Raw genomic sequence first — 14,394 nt, 5'->3', positions numbered from 1 at the left:
CGATGGCGAACCGGTTCAGGCGTCGCCCTGGCGAAGGCCGCGCTCGTTGATGCGCGAGACCACGGCATCGCGGACCGCAGGAGTCACGAACTTGTGGATGTCGCCGCCGAAGATCGCGATTTCCTTGACCAGCCGCGAGGCGATCGGCTGCAGGCCGACGTCGGCCATCAGAAACACCGTCTCGATCCGGTCGTTGAGCTGCTGGTTCATCCCCGCCATCTGATATTCATACTCAAAGTCGGCAACCGCACGCAGCCCGCGCACGATCACGCTGGCACCTTCGCGCTCTGCGAAATCCATCAGCAGGGCGTTGAAACCGACGACGCGGATATCGCCATCGATATCCGCGACCTCCTGCCGCACCATCTCGATCCGCTCGTCATCGTCGAACAGTGGCGACTTGGTGATGTTCGTGGTCACACCGATCACCAGCCGGTCGACGAGCTTCGCGCCGCGACGGATAATGTCCATATGGCCGAGCGTGATCGGGTCGAACGTCCCCGGATAAACCCCAATCCGCATCAATGGTCCCTTTCCACCACATAGCGTGCGATCGCGCGCAGCAGCGCCGCCTCTTCGCCGAAACCGGAAAGATGCGCAATCGCCTGATCGACGAGCAACCGCGCCTGTTCGCGCGCCCGGTCGAGCCCTATCAGAGTGACGAAGGTCGCCTTGCCCGCCGCATCATCCTTGTGCAGCGCCTTGCCGACGAGAGCCTCATCCCCCTCGATATCCATGATGTCGTCGGCGATCTGGAAAGCGAGCCCGATATCGCGTGCATATCCGCGCAGCGGGCGCCGCCCCTCCGCCGGAACGCGCGCCAGGATCGCCCCCGCCTCGACCGAAAAGCCGATCAGCGCACCGGTTTTGAGCTGCTGGAGCCGGGTGACGGTCGGAAGATCGAAATCGGACGTCTCGGCAACGAGGTCCATTATCTGGCCGCCCGCCATGCCGGCAGGGCCAGCAGCGCGCGCGAGTTCGCAGCACAGCTCGGAACGCACGAACGGGTCGCCGTGCGTCGCGGGATCGCAGAGCCATTCGAACGCCAGCGCGTGGAGCGAGTCGCCCGCAAGCACGGCGGTTGCCTCGTCATAGGCGCGGTGAACGGTCGGCTTGCCGCGCCGCAAGTCGTCATCGTCCATGCAAGGCAAATCGTCGTGGATCAGCGAATAGACATGCATCGCCTCGACCGCCGCGCCGACGCGCAGGCTGGACGTCCGGTCGACATGGAAGAGGTCGGCGGCGGCGCGAACGAGCAACGGACGTAGCCGCTTGCCCCCCGCGATCGCCGCGTAACGCATTGCCTCGTAAAGCTGCGCGCGCGGGTCCGCAGGGACGGCGAGCAGCCGGTCGAACAGCGCGTCGATTCCCGCCATCACCTCATCCTGCGCGGTGGCGAGCAATTCTGCCGTCTGGTCCATATCGCCTTCGACGAGGGTCATCGGCTCAGCCCTCGCCGAAGGGGGTGGTTCCCGCCGGCTGGCCGTCGGCGCCGAGACTGACCTGTTCGATCCGCGCCTGCGCCGCCGCGAGCCGCGCCTCGCAATGCGTCCGCAGCGCATGGCCGCGTTCGTAAAGCGCCACCGATTCCTCGAGGCTGACGTCGCCGCTTTCGAGCCGGCGCACGATGGTTTCGAGTTCGCCCATTGCGGCCTCGAACGACAGGGAGGAAATTGCGGTTCCGGGGGTTTCCGTCATCTTCCTGCTTTGGCCTCTTCGCCCCCCGATGGTCAAGTGCGGTCGCGCTTGACGTTGCCGGGCATGGCGATAATTTCGGCGCATGTTCATCGGGCATTTCGCACCGGCGTTCGTCGCCGCAGCTCGGCCAAGGGCCGCCGGTCTGGGCACGCTTTTCGTCGCCGCGCAGCTTGTCGACATCGGCTTCGCCGCGCTTCTGGTGCCCGGCATCGAGGCGATGCGGATCGTCCCCGGCATCACCGCGATGAACCCGATGGATCTTTATCACATGCCCTTCACGCATAGCCTGCTTGGTGCATTGCTGTGGGCTGCACTGTTCGGCCTGTTGGTACAGATCGCCACGAAACGGCGTGCAGCGGCGGTCGGCGCGGCGCTGGTGGTCGTCTCGCACTGGTTCATCGACTTGCTTGTCCATATTCCGGACCTCACCCTGTTCGGAGCGCCGCCAAAGATCGGCCTTGGCCTGTGGAATCATCCGCTGATCGCGATGCCGCTCGAAATCCTGCTGATCGGCGTCGCGCTGCTTTATTATGCGCGGCGAACGCGGTCGCCTCCGGGAAATTTGCGCCTGTGGATTCTCGCCGCGCTGCTTGCGCTCTTTCAGGCGATTGACTGGTTCGGGCCGAAAGAGCCGGTCTATTCGCTGGCAATTCCGGCAACGATGCTCACAGCCTATGCGGTGCTGGCCGCAGTCGCGGGGTGGGCGGGCGCAAACCGAAAGGTCAGGACATCATGATGTTGCCCTCGGTCGCCGCCTATGTCGCGACGGCCATCCTCTTCGGCCTGCTCGATGCGCTGTGGCTCACCAAAATCGGCCCCAAACTCTATCGCCCCGAGATCGGCGAATTGCTGATGGACGGGTGGCGCCCAGCCCCCGCGCTGGTCTTTTATGCGCTCTACATGCTGGGCATCCAGATTTTCGCGGTCCAGCCAGCGCTGGCTGCCGGAAAATGGCAGATCGCGGCGGGCTATGGCGCGCTGTTCGGCTTCTTTTGCTACATGACCTATGACCTCACCAATCATGCGACGATGAAAATCTGGTCGGTGAAGGTGACGCTGGCCGACATCGCCTGGGGAACGGTCGCGACGGGTCTGGCGGCGGGTGCGGCGGCATGGCTGGTGCTTGTTTTCTTACCCCGCAGCGCCTGACCCGTTCGCATATCCGCAATCACGGTTCGATTTTTTGCAATTGCCCGGCGGTGTTTCACCGCTCATGCTGCACCGCACAAGAAGAGAGGGGCTCCAAAGGCAAGTTTTGTTTTATAAACAAGGACTTGCATCATGAAAAAGATCATTCTTCCCGCACTGGCCCTGTTCGCACTCGCGCCTGGCGCCGTCCATGCCGAAGAAACCGCCGCGCAGCGCTTCGAGCATGACGGCAATATCTACAGCTATACGGTGACGCAGGTCGGCGACACGCGCATCATCAGCGGCTTCGAGGAAAAGACCGGCAAACCGTTCCGCCTGCGTATCGGCGAGCACCGCGTCCGCGGCACCGTCGGCTCGCAGCAGGTCAGCTTCTCGCTCCGCGAAGTCGAACCACTGACCAAGCCCGCGACGACGCTGGCCTCGCGCTGAAAAGAGAGCTCCGACCGCAGACCCCATATCGTCCAAAAGGCGATATGGGGTCTGTTCGTTTTGCGCCGGTGTCGCTAAAGGCGCGCCATGACTCAGACAGCAGCCGCGCCCGCCTCCGTCATCACCCCCGAGATCGTTGCCGAACACGGCCTCTCTCCGGAAGAATATGATCGCGTCCTGCACGCGCTCGGGCGCGAACCCAACCTTGTCGAACTCGGCATCTTCTCGGTCATGTGGTCCGAGCATTGCAGCTACAAAAGCTCGCGCCTCCACCTCAAGAAGCTCCCGACCGAAGCGCCCTGGGTGATCTGCGGCCCCGGCGAAAATGCCGGCGTCATCGACATCGGCGAAGGGCCGGACGGCAAGAAGCTCGCCGCGATCTTCAAGATGGAGAGCCATAACCACCCCTCGTACATCGAACCCTATCAGGGCGCGGCGACGGGGGTCGGCGGCATATTGCGCGACGTGTTCACCATGGGCGCGCGCCCGGTCGCGAACCTCAACGCGCTGCGCTTCGGCCGCCCCGATCATCCGAAGATGAAGCATCTCATCTCGGGCGTCGTCCACGGCATCGGCGGCTATGGCAATTGCGTCGGCGTGCCGACCGTCGGCGGCGAGGTCAATTTTCACAAGGCCTATGACGGCAACATCCTGGTCAACGCGATGACCGTCGGCGTCGCCGAGCAGGACAAGATCTTCTATTCGGCCGCGAGCGGAGTCGGCAATCCGATCGTCTATGTCGGCTCGAAAACCGGCCGCGACGGCATTCACGGCGCGACGATGGCGTCCGCAGACTTCGGCGAGGACGCCGAGGAAAAGCGCCCGACCGTGCAGGTCGGCGATCCCTTCACCGAGAAACTGCTTATCGAGGCGTGCCTCGAACTGATGGCATCCGACGCGATCGTCGCGATTCAGGACATGGGCGCCGCGGGCCTTACGTCGTCGTCGGTCGAAATGGCGTCGAAGGGCGGCGTCGGCCTCCACCTCAAGATGGACGATGTGCCGCAGCGCGAGACCGGCATGACGGCCTATGAGATGATGCTGTCCGAATCGCAGGAACGCATGCTGATGGTCCTGAAGCCCGGCCGCGAGGATTTCGCCGCCGCGATCTTCCACAAATGGGAACTCGACTTCGCGGTCATCGGTACCGTCACCGACACCGGCCGCATGGTGCTCGAACATCATGGCGAGATCGTCTGCGACATTCCGCTCGCGCCGCTCGCCGATGACGCGCCGCTCTACGACCGTCCGCATGTGCCCACGCCGAAGCAGGCGGAACTGACCAACGTGCCCGAGACGAAGGACGTCGCGGCCGACCTCAAGACGCTGATGGGTTCGCCCGACATCGCATCGCGTCGTTGGATCTACGAACAATATGACAGCCAGGTTGGCGGCGACACGCTGCAGATCGGCGGCGACGCCGCGCTTGTCCGCATCCACGGCACCAGCCGCGCGCTCGCCATGTCGACCGACTGCACCCCGCGCTATTGCTACGCCGACCCGGTCGAGGGCGGCAAGCAGGCGGTCGCCGAAACCTGGCGCAACATCACCGCGGTCGGCGCCACGCCGCTCGCGATCACCAATTGCCTGAACTTCGCGAACCCTCAGCGTCCCGAGATCATGGGCCAGATCACCGGCTGCCTCGACGGCATGGCACAGGCATGTATCGCGCTCGACTATCCGATCGTGTCGGGCAACGTCAGCCTCTATAACGAGAGCAAGGCCACCGGCGGCGGCAGCGCGATCCTGCCGACCCCCGCGATCGGCGGCGTCGGCGTGATCGAGGATTTAAACCGCGCGGTCGGCATCGGCTTCAAGCGCACCGGCGACATCGTCCTCGCGGTCGGCGAACGCGCCGGGCACCTCGGCCAGTCGGTGTGGCTGCGCGAAATCCACGGCCGCGAAGAAGGCCCGCCGCCGCCCGTCGACCTCCGCTGCGAAAAGCGCACTGGTGATTTCATCCGCGGCGCGATCAACGCCGGCTGGATCACCGCCTGCCATGACGTGTCGGACGGCGGCATGGCGGTGACGCTTGCCGAAATGGCGCTGAAGTCGAACATCGGCGTGCTGATTAGCGAAGAACAGCCCTTCGGCGTCGCCGAAAGCTTCTTCGGTGAGGATCAGGGCCTCTATCTCGTCACCGTCTGCGACACCTGCCTCGCCGACTTCCTCGACGCCGCGGGCCGCGCCGATGTGCCCGTCGACCCGGTCGGCCGCACGATCAAGGACCGAATTGTCTTCGAGCTGGAGGGCAGCGATCATCAGGTGACGCTGGCCGAGCTGCGCGAAGCCCATGAAGGCTTTTTCCCGAACCTGATGGGAGCCGACGCGGCGCTGGCCTGATATTCCCACCTCGTCATCCCGGCGAAGGGTGTTCAGAGGCACGTGACTCTGACACGATCTCGCCGGTGCGGAAAAGCGCGACGATGAGATCCCGGCCTTCGCCGGGATGACGGAGGTGTTGAGGTTATGAGCATTCACATCGGCATCGGCGGCTGGACCTTCGAGCCATGGCGTGGCCCTTTCTATCCCGACGGCCTCGCGCAGAAGCGCGAGCTCGAATATGCCGGCCAGCATCTGACCGGTATCGAGATCAACGGCACCTATTATGGCAGCCAGAAGCCCGAGAGCTTTGCCAATTGGGCGGCGTCGGTCCCCGATGGTTTCAAGTTCAGCGTCAAGGCGTCACGTTTCACGACCAACCGCAAGATACTGGCGGAAGGCGCCGGATCGATCGAGAAATTCCTGACGCAGGGGCTGACGCGGCTCGGCGACCGGCTCGGCCCGATCCATTGGCAGTTCATGGCGACGAAGAAATTCGACCGCGACGATTTCGCCGGCTTTCTCGACCTGCTTCCCGATGTGCAGGACGGAATGAAGCTCCGTCACGCAATCGAGGTTCGTCACGAAAGTTTCCGCGATCAGGCCTTCATCGACTTGGCTCGCGAACGGAACATGGCGATCGTCTATGCCGACAGCGACGAATTTCCCTGCATCGACGAGCAGACTGCGGACTTCACTTATGCGCGCCTTCAGCGCAGCCGGGATGACGTCGAAACCGGCTACGACGCCAAAGCGCTCGACGGCTGGGCGAAACAGGCAAAGGACTGGGCCAAGGGCGACCGCGACGTCTTCCTCTTCTTCATCGCAGGCGCGAAGGTCCGTAATCCCGCGGCGGCGCAGGCACTGATCGCGCGGCTATGACCGCCGGCTATTCGGGCACGCCGCTCGCGAAGAAATTGTCGCTGAAGGACGGCATGTCGGCGTGGCTCCACGCGATGCCGGAGAGCGTGCGGAGCGAGATCGGCGACATCGCCCTCGACGAGCGGCCTGCCCCCGAGACGGGCCTGCAGGCGGCGCACGTCTTCTCCACCGAGCGCGCCGAACTGGAACAGCTGCTCGCCGACCTGCGCACATTGATCGACCCCGCCGGCTTCGTCTGGGTGAGCTGGCCCAAAAAGGCCTCGAAAGTCCCGACCGACATCACCGAGGATGTGATCCGGGAAGTCTGCCTGCCGATGGGCTGGGTCGACGTGAAAGTCTGCGCGGTCGACGCGGTATGGTCGGGCCTGAAACTGATGATCCGCAAGGAACTGCGCTGATACGAAAAAGCCCCGGCTTTCACCGGGGCTTTTTCCGTTCACGCCATCGCAGCCTTTGCCGCGAGGAAGTTGTACGGATCGATGCCGCGGCTGCGATAGGCGCGGTGGGCTTCCTTATACAGCGTCGGCTCACCGATCCCGAGGCGGGCGCGCGCGGCGTCGAGCGGTTCGGCGAGGAGCGAGCGAATGTCCTGCTCGATGATCGCCTTCGAAGCCTTGCCGTTGCGCTGGCCCTGGCGGATCGCGCCCATCACCGGCGCATCGCTCTTGATGCTGCGCTTCACTTCATAGCCGCCGGCATAGGCGATGAAGAAATTGCCGTAATTGCCGGTCTGGCCGTAGGTGAAGCCCAGCACGCACTGTTCGCCGAGCGCATCGCGGCCGTAGCCGGTCAGGATGTGGAACAGGTCGTGCGTGTCGCGCAGGCGATTGGCGTACCATTGCACCTGATCGTCGAATTTGGGTCGGCCCATCTTGTCCGCCTCGGCGACCAGACCGGCCGCCGACAGGCCTTCGCGGCGCATGAAGGTGACATAGGCGTGGCCGACCGTGCCCTCGGGCAGCTCGTCGATCCAGCTATGGTCGTCGAGCAGGTCGGGCAGATAGGGCTCACGCTCCATCAGCTTGCGGCCGAAATCGCTTTCGACGAAGGCGCGGGCGTCGTCCATGAACCCCTTGCGCGGCAGGTTTTCGAAGATGTGAAAAACCTGCTCGGTATCTTCCTTGTCCTTGATGAGCTTGCGAAAGTGCTGGAACGCCTTGAACGGGCGGAACTTCTGCGGCTGACGATCGGGGTGGGAGAAGATGGTCGGGGTCATGGCGGCTCTTTCACGAATCATCTGATGCTGGGGGAATAGCATTACTGACATAGATGTCAATAGACGCTTAACAAACTCCTCGACGCTTCCCTGGCCGCCCGATAGGTCTCCTTTCTCGGCCGCAGGGGGAACCGGCATGGAAACGCAAGCAACCGCAGCACGCTACGAGAGCCTCGACGCGATCCGCGGTGTCGCGGTGATGGGGATATTGGCGATGAATATCGTCGCCTTTGCCCTGCCCTTTTCGGCGTACGTCAACCCGCTCGCGGGCGGGCCGGTCGGCGGTCTCGACCTCGCGACCTGGTTCTTCAACTTCGTGTTCGTCGATTCGAAGATGCGCGGGCTGTTCTCAATGCTGTTCGGCGCGAGCACCCTGCTGGTGATCCAGAGCGCACAGGCAAGCGGCCGCAGCGCGGCGGGATCGCATTATTCGCGCATGGTCTGGCTCGCGATCTTCGGCCTGATCCATTTCTATTTCATCTGGTTCGGCGACATCCTGTTTCTCTACGCGATATGCGGTCTCATCCTCTTCGCCTTCCGCAACCTGTCGGCGAAGGCGCTGGTGATCTGGGCCGTCGCCTTCTTCATCGTCGCGCTGCTCATCCTCGGGTCGGGCTGGCTGATGTTCGCGCTAGCGGAGGCGGGGAAGCTGCCGCCCGAGGCGATGGCGCAGGTTCGGGACGACCTCGCCAGGATGAACGCCGACATGGGCCCCGGGTCCCCGGGTTATGCGAAGGAAATAGCCGTCCACCTCGGCAGCTATGGCAGCATCGTAGGCGAGAAACTCGGCCCGAAAGCGACCGAACCCTTTGTCCAGGCATTGATGTTCCTGTGGGAGACGATGGGCCTGATGCTGATCGGCATGGCGCTGTTCAAAGCGCGGATGCTGACCGGCGAATGGGAGGCCGCGCGCTACCGAAAATGGGCGCTTGCCGGCTTTCTGATCGCGATCCCGCCGCTCGTCGCGCTTGGCTGCTATCAATATGCGAGCGGGTTCAGCGCCGTGTCGACCTTCGGCGCCTCGCTGTCGCTGTCGATGCCGTTCGACGTGATCATGACGATCGGCTGGTCCGCATTGATCATGCTGCTGATCAAGACCGTATCGAGCGACGCCGTGCGCGCGCGCCTAGCCGCGACGGGCCGCATGGCCTTCACCAACTATCTCACCACTTCGATCGTGATGACGACGATCTTCTATGGATATGGGCTCGGGCTGTTCGGCAGCGTCGGGCGCACCGCGCTCTATCTCTTCTGCTTCGGCATGTGGGCGGCGATGCTGCTCTGGTCGAAACCGTGGCTCGACCGCTTCAACTATGGTCCGCTCGAATGGATCTGGCGCAGCCTGTCGCGCCTGAGCCCGCAACCGATGCGGAAAACCGCGCCGCCTCAGTAACCGACGGCGCGACCGAAACCCGACGGGCGGCGCTGGACGAGCGGGTTCGCCTCGCGCTCGAGCGCGTCGAGCGTTTCCTCGAACAAAGTACGCAGCGTGACGACGTGCGGCAGATATTCCTCGGGGCTGATCTGCGCTTCAACGCAATGACGCCCGAACATCTCGATGTCTTCGGCAAGCGCGCCGAGGCGTTCGGCGCCGAACTGGCGCGCCTCGCTCTTCAGCGTGTGCGCAGGCATGACGAGACCGCGCGCATCGCGCGCGCGCATCGCTTCCTCGATCGCAGCCACCGACTTGGTGCCGTCCTCGCGGAAATAGCCGAGAATACGCACGAACGCCGCGCCCAGCTGGGTGCGCGTTGCACGGAATTCATCCCAATCGACCAGGATCTCGTCCAATGCCCTGTCCCTCGGTGTTCAAATTCGGTCGTGGTCCCGGGCCACCCTTGCCCAAAGTGGGTTAAAAGGCCGTTACGACGATCGGACGTTCCGACGAAAGACGCCCCATTTCGGGTCAGTCGCGGCGGACGATCCAACCGCCGGCGGCATGATCACCTATTTGCCAGCCATGCTCGGCCGCCAGCGCTGCGACTTCTCGGCCCGCTTGCGGATCGTCGGCGAGCAGCCGCACTTCGGCCGCTTCGCGCATCGCGCGGGCCAGCCGGAGCGCGGGCCAGGGACAGCGCATTCCGCGCGCATCGACCACCACGGCGGCCGTGTCACTCGTCATAGGGATTGCGCGAATTGCGGAAATTGAGCCGCACCGGAACGCCCTGGAACCCCAGTTCCTTGCGCATGCCGTTGACCAGATAACGCTCGTAGCTGCCGGGCAGCGAATCGGTTCGCGTGCCGAAGACGACGAAGGTCGGCGGACGCGTGCGCGCCTGCGTGATGTAGCGCAGCTTGATGCGCTTTCCGCCCGGCGCCGGCGGCGGATTGGTTTCCACCGCGCCTTCGAACCAGCGGTTGAGCTTTGCGGTCGACACGCGGTTAGTCCAGATTGCACGCTGCTCGAACGCGACGCGGACGAGCGTGTCGATACCCTTGCCGGTCGCGCCCGATACGCTCAGCACCGGAACACCCTTCACCTGGCTGAGCCCGTCGTCGAGAGCGGCGCGCACGCCGTTGTAGAGCGCCGAAGGATTCTCCGCGACGTCCCATTTGTTGAGCGCGACGATCAGCGCGCGGCCTTCCTGCAACACCCGGTCGGCGATGCGGAGATCCTGCGCCTCAAGACCTTTGGTTGCGTCGAGCAGCAGGACGACGACCTCGGCAAAGTCGACCGCGTGCAGCGCGTCCATGACCGAGAGCTTCTCGAGCTTGTCCTGAACCTTGGCGCGCTTGCGCATCCCGGCCGTATCGAACAGCTGGATTTCGTGGACCTCGCCGCCGTCTTCCCACTGCCAGTCGACGCGGATCGAATCGCGCGTGATGCCCGCCTCCGGCCCGGTGATCAGACGATCCTCGCCGATCATGCGGTTGATCAACGTCGACTTGCCGGCATTCGGCCGGCCGACGATCGCCAGCTTCATCGGGCCGAGCGGTTCATCCTCGCCCTCTTCGGCTTCGACGGCCTCGACGGCATCGTCCATGAACGGTTCGACGATCGGACGCAGCGCGTCAAACAGATCGACCAGTCCTTCGCCATGTTCGGCGCTGAGCGCGAACACGGTGTCGAAGCCGAGGCTGTACGCCTCCATCAGCCCGGCCTCGCCCTGCTTGCCTTCGGCCTTGTTCGCGCAAAGGATGACCGGCGTATTCTCGCTGCGCAGCCAGCGCGCGATTTCCTCGTCGAGCGGCATCACGCCCGCGCGCGCGTCGATCAGGAACAGCGCGGCGTCGGCCTCTCGCACCGCCTTTTCGGTCTGGACGCGCATACGGCCGGGCAACGTCGCAGCATCCTGATCCTCGAACCCCGCGGTATCAACGATCAGAAATTCGAGGCCCAGCAGTTTGCCGTCGCCCTCGCGGCGGTCGCGCGTCACGCCCGGCTGATCGTCGACGAGCGCAAGGCGCTTGCCGACCAGCCGGTTGAACAGCGTCGATTTGCCGACATTGGGCCGACCGACAATGGCGATCGTTGCGGATCGCGCCATGGCTTGGTTCCTATCTTATCCGGGCCGCCCCGGCCCGGACGCGATCAGCGCCAGGCCGTGATGGATCCGTCGTCTGCCAGAATATACAAAATATTGTTCGCGACCACCGGCGACTGCGACAGCGGCACCTTGAATTCGGTCGTCGCCAGTGTTGATCCGTCGGCGGGCGAGAATTCGACGAGCTGACCTTCGCTGTTTACCGCGATCAGACGTCCGCCGGCCAGAATCGGACCGGTCCAGCGAACCGGATCCTTCTTCTTCTTTTCGGTCTCGATCCGGTAGCGCGCGAGCTGCTGAATCCAGCGAACCTTACCGCTGGTGCGCGCGACGCACAGCAGCTTGCCGTCATCGGTCATCGCATAGACCCACTCGCCGACCACATAGGGCGTCGAGATGCCCGCGATCGAGATTTCCCAACTGCGCTGGCCGGTGACGAGTTCATAGCTCGCCATGCGGCCACCCTGGCCGAGCGCGAAGACACGGCCGCGGTCGATCACCGGATCGGCATCGACGTCCGACAGCGTCGAAACCGACAGCGCCATCGACGTGCGTGCGAGCGCGTCCTCCCAAAGGTCGCGGCCATTCTCGTAGCGATAGGCCTGAACCTCGCCCGACGAATAGCCGGCGACGATCGTGCCCTGCCCGGCGGCCGGCGAAGCCGCGCCGAACACGCTGCCGGGCTCCATCGACGCGGTCGCCTGCCACTGCACCGCGCCGTTCGCCTGGTTGAGGGCAAAAATCTGGTTGTCCTGGCTGATCACATAGACGCCACCGAACGCGATCGTCGGCGCGCCGCGCAGCGGCCCGGCGGGCTTCGCCTTCCACAGCACGCTGCCGTCGGCGACGTTGAGCGCCGCGACATCGCCCGAACCGCTCGTCGCATAGACGGTGTTGCCGTCGACCCCTGCGCCACCGCCAAACAGCGAGTCGCGATAATCCTTGCCGGTGCTACCGATCGACGCGCTCCAGAGCTTGGCGCCCGTGTCGGCGGCATAGGCCGTCACCACCGCGTCCGTATCGACGACGAACAGGCGATTGTCCGCCACCACCGGCGACGAGGCGAGACGCTGTTTGTTGGTGCTGCCGGCAACGCGCGCTTCCCACAGCTTGCTGCGCGCAGCGCCCAACGCCGGATGGCCCATCGACTTCGAAGCATTACCGCCCGATTGCGCCCATGCGACATTGACGGCGGGCTCGGGGAGCACGACCGCGACCGCCTCGGTTACCGGGTCGACCTTGATGCTGTTGTCATTCGAAAGGATCGACACGCGCTGGCCGACCGTCGGCGTCTTGGGGCCACCATTGCCCTTGAACGCGCCGCAGCCCGCAAGCGGCAGCGCCAGCAGCGCCGCGCAAATCACATAATGGCGTTTCCGCATCTTACTTGGCTTCCTCACTCTTTGCGGCCGCCGCTGCGCCCGGCGTGCCTTTCTGGTCCCCTGCGGCGGTTTGCGCCGCCTTTGCTGTGTCCGCGGCGGCGCGGGCGCCTTCCACTTCTGCCTTGAGGCTGTCCGCCGCGCGGTCGGCGACGGCATCGACGCCGAGCATGCCCGCCATCTGGACTGCGCGCGACTGCAACGTCTTGGTCACGGTCGGCAGCTTGGCGATACGGCCGTAAAGCTTGCCCGCCTGATCATATTGGCCCTGCTGATAATAAGCCGCGGCGCTGAGTTCGGCCGCACTGGGGAACCAGCTCGAAACCGGATCCTTCGCATCGACGATCGGCTTCAGGCGCGCGATTATCGTTTCGGGTTTCAGCGTGTCGAATTCGAGCGCGGTCTGGCGAATCAATGCCATGTCGCGGAGCGACTGGTCGATCTTGGTGTCGGCTGCGACCTTCGCCATCAGCGCGGCGGCGCCCTTCATGTCGCCCGACTGCGCTTTCAGGTTCGACTGCTCGATCAGCGCGGCGGCGCGATAGGCGGCATTGCCTTCGCCTTCGAGCGTCTTGAGCGCAGCGTTCGCGGCGGTCGGCTGGTTCGCCTTCACCTTGTCAAAAGCGGCAAGCAATTGCTCGGCCTTTTCGCCATGCGCGATGTCCTGACGGTGCCCCCAATAGAGATAGCCGCCGAATGCGAGGAGCGCGGCCACGACGCCGCCGACGATCCAGCGCCCATAGTTCTGCATGATCGTATCGACCCGATCCTTGCGGACCGCTTCATCGACTTCCTGCAACAATGCCGCATCGTTCGTCGGGCTCAGGGCCAATTAAACCTCCATAGACTTCAAATTGGCCCAGCGCCGCCGGCTTCCTTAGCGACGGCACCGAAAAAGGCCAAGCAATTCACTTGCGCGCTATACCCGGGCCTCAGCCTGCGTAGGTCTGATCCCCGGTCGGGAATGAACGAGACCTGACCTCGTCCGCATATTCCTTCACGGCGCCGTTCACGACACCCGCCATATCCTGATAGCGTTTCACGAATTTGGGTACGCGTTCGAACATGCCGAGCATATCGTCGGTCACGAGCACCTGGCCGTCGCATTGCGCCGATGCGCCGATGCCGATCGTCGGACAGGCGACCTTGTTGGTAATTTCGATCGCGATCGATTCGAGCACGCCCTCGATGACGATCGAGAAGGCACCGGCCTGCGCCACCGCAACCGCGTCCTCGACAATCGACCGCGCTTCCTCTTCGCTTTTGCCGCGAACGCCATAGCCGCCGAGGATGTTCACCGCCTGCGGTGTCAGGCCAACATGGCCCATCACCGGAATGCCGCGCTGGGTCAGAAATTCGATCGTCGGGGCGAGCACCTTGCCGCCCTCGACCTTCACCGCCGCGGCGCCGGTTTCTTTCAGCAGGCGAGCGGCATTGTGGAACGCCTGTTCGGGACCGCCTTCATAGCTGCCGAACGGCATGTCCACGATCACTGCAGCATGATAACTGCCGCGCACGACGGCGGCACCGTGCAGCGCCATCATCTCCATCGTCACGCCGACCGTATGCGGAAGGCCATAGATGACCTGCGCCAGCGAATCGCCGACCAGCAGCATGTCGCAATGCGGATCGAGCAGCTGTGCCATTCGGACGGTGTAGGCCGTGAGCATGACGAGCGGTTCGCCGCCCTTGCGCTGGCGGATGCGCGGCACCGTCAGGCGTTTCATCAACTGCGGCGTCGGGTTCGCGCGGCTTGTCGACGTGTCGAGGGTGAGGGTTTTTGGAAGAGTGGACATGGCGCGGGGGTCTAGCTCGTCCTGCCCACGAGCGAAAG

General features: G+C 64.2%; 17 protein-coding genes. 7 read left to right on the top strand and 10 right to left on the bottom strand.

Translation table 11 applies throughout. The annotated features are described in order from the left end of the window. Positions 1–15: 15 nt before the first annotated feature. From coaD to ACQY80_RS10555, 3 genes are read right to left on the bottom strand one after another with little or no spacing between them, the layout of a single operon-like run. Positions 16–522, bottom strand: a complete 507-nt coding sequence (coaD, locus tag ACQY80_RS10565; RefSeq protein ID WP_428679085.1) for a pantetheine-phosphate adenylyltransferase — start codon at positions 520–522, stop codon at positions 16–18. Further along, a complete protein-coding gene (locus tag ACQY80_RS10560) occupies positions 522–1,442 on the bottom strand; it encodes a polyprenyl synthetase family protein (RefSeq protein ID WP_428679082.1) in 921 nt (306 codons plus the stop codon). The genes coaD and ACQY80_RS10560 overlap by 1 nt, the downstream gene beginning before the upstream one ends. A 4-nt stretch (positions 1,443–1,446) precedes the next feature. Next, a complete protein-coding gene (locus tag ACQY80_RS10555; protein WP_428679079.1) occupies positions 1,447–1,698 on the bottom strand; it encodes an exodeoxyribonuclease VII small subunit in 252 nt (83 codons plus the stop codon). 82 nt (positions 1,699–1,780) lie between these two features. Here ACQY80_RS10555 and ACQY80_RS10550 point away from each other — a divergent pair, with 82 nt between their 5' ends. The 6 genes from ACQY80_RS10550 to ACQY80_RS10525 all read left to right on the top strand — a co-directional run bounded on the left by ACQY80_RS10550 (position 1,781) and on the right by ACQY80_RS10525 (position 6,878). After that, positions 1,781–2,434: a hypothetical protein gene (locus tag ACQY80_RS10550; protein WP_428679076.1), complete on the top strand. Its 654-nt coding sequence runs from the start codon at positions 1,781–1,783 to the stop codon at positions 2,432–2,434. Continuing rightward, a complete protein-coding gene (locus ACQY80_RS10545; RefSeq protein WP_428679073.1) occupies positions 2,431–2,847 on the top strand; it encodes a DUF2177 family protein in 417 nt (138 codons plus the stop codon). The genes ACQY80_RS10550 and ACQY80_RS10545 overlap by 4 nt, the downstream gene beginning before the upstream one ends. Before the next feature lie 132 nt (positions 2,848–2,979). Beyond that, on the top strand, positions 2,980–3,276 hold the full coding sequence (locus tag ACQY80_RS10540; protein ID WP_428679070.1) for a hypothetical protein: 297 nt from the start codon (positions 2,980–2,982) through the stop codon (positions 3,274–3,276). Between the two features lie 87 nt (positions 3,277–3,363). Then, a complete protein-coding gene (gene purL, locus ACQY80_RS10535; RefSeq protein WP_428679067.1) occupies positions 3,364–5,619 on the top strand; it encodes a phosphoribosylformylglycinamidine synthase subunit PurL in 2,256 nt (751 codons plus the stop codon). A 126-nt stretch (positions 5,620–5,745) separates the two neighbouring features. Further along, positions 5,746–6,480, top strand: a complete 735-nt coding sequence (locus tag ACQY80_RS10530) for a DUF72 domain-containing protein (protein WP_428679064.1) — start codon at positions 5,746–5,748, stop codon at positions 6,478–6,480. Beyond that, positions 6,477–6,878 (top strand): hypothetical protein, encoded by a 402-nt coding sequence (locus tag ACQY80_RS10525; RefSeq protein WP_428679061.1) that lies wholly within the window; start codon positions 6,477–6,479, stop codon positions 6,876–6,878. Before ACQY80_RS10530 ends, ACQY80_RS10525 begins: the two co-directional genes overlap by 4 nt. A 38-nt stretch (positions 6,879–6,916) precedes the next feature. On the opposite strand, the gene ACQY80_RS10520 is transcribed toward ACQY80_RS10525, so the two are convergent. Next, the gene (locus ACQY80_RS10520; protein WP_428679058.1) at positions 6,917–7,696 is read right to left on the bottom strand and encodes a Coq4 family protein; all 780 of its coding nucleotides are present in this window, start codon (positions 7,694–7,696) and stop codon (positions 6,917–6,919) included. A gap of 136 nt (positions 7,697–7,832) precedes the next feature. On the opposite strand from ACQY80_RS10520, the gene ACQY80_RS10515 reads away from it, so the two are divergent. Continuing rightward, the gene (locus ACQY80_RS10515; protein WP_428679055.1) at positions 7,833–9,089 is read left to right on the top strand and encodes a DUF418 domain-containing protein; all 1,257 of its coding nucleotides are present in this window, start codon (positions 7,833–7,835) and stop codon (positions 9,087–9,089) included. Here the strand turns inward: ACQY80_RS10515 and ACQY80_RS10510 are convergent. The 6 genes from ACQY80_RS10510 to panB form a co-directional block, all read right to left on the bottom strand. Further along, on the bottom strand, positions 9,083–9,487 hold the full coding sequence (locus ACQY80_RS10510; protein ID WP_428679052.1) for an Hpt domain-containing protein: 405 nt from the start codon (positions 9,485–9,487) through the stop codon (positions 9,083–9,085). The genes ACQY80_RS10515 and ACQY80_RS10510 overlap by 7 nt on opposite strands. Positions 9,488–9,602: 115 nt before the next feature. Further along, positions 9,603–9,818, bottom strand: a complete 216-nt coding sequence (locus ACQY80_RS10505; RefSeq protein WP_428679049.1) for a sulfurtransferase TusA family protein — start codon at positions 9,816–9,818, stop codon at positions 9,603–9,605. After that, positions 9,808–11,184 (bottom strand): ribosome biogenesis GTPase Der, encoded by a 1,377-nt coding sequence (gene der, locus ACQY80_RS10500; protein ID WP_428679046.1) that lies wholly within the window; start codon positions 11,182–11,184, stop codon positions 9,808–9,810. Before der ends, ACQY80_RS10505 begins: the two co-directional genes overlap by 11 nt. Positions 11,185–11,228: 44 nt before the next feature. Further along, a complete protein-coding gene (locus ACQY80_RS10495) occupies positions 11,229–12,563 on the bottom strand; it encodes a PQQ-binding-like beta-propeller repeat protein (protein ID WP_428679044.1) in 1,335 nt (444 codons plus the stop codon). 1 nt (position 12,564) lies between these two features. Next, positions 12,565–13,392: a tetratricopeptide repeat protein gene (locus ACQY80_RS10490; RefSeq protein WP_428679041.1), complete on the bottom strand. Its 828-nt coding sequence runs from the start codon at positions 13,390–13,392 to the stop codon at positions 12,565–12,567. A gap of 100 nt (positions 13,393–13,492) precedes the next feature. Further along, positions 13,493–14,356: a 3-methyl-2-oxobutanoate hydroxymethyltransferase gene (gene panB / locus ACQY80_RS10485; RefSeq protein WP_428679038.1), complete on the bottom strand. Its 864-nt coding sequence runs from the start codon at positions 14,354–14,356 to the stop codon at positions 13,493–13,495. Positions 14,357–14,394 lie beyond the last annotated feature (38 nt).

This window comes from Sphingopyxis sp. (assembly GCF_965279755.1).
Classification (GTDB): domain Bacteria; phylum Pseudomonadota; class Alphaproteobacteria; order Sphingomonadales; family Sphingomonadaceae; genus Sphingopyxis.
The sequence above is the reverse complement of the archived record's forward strand: the minus strand, read 5'-3'. Positions and strand labels throughout refer to the sequence as shown.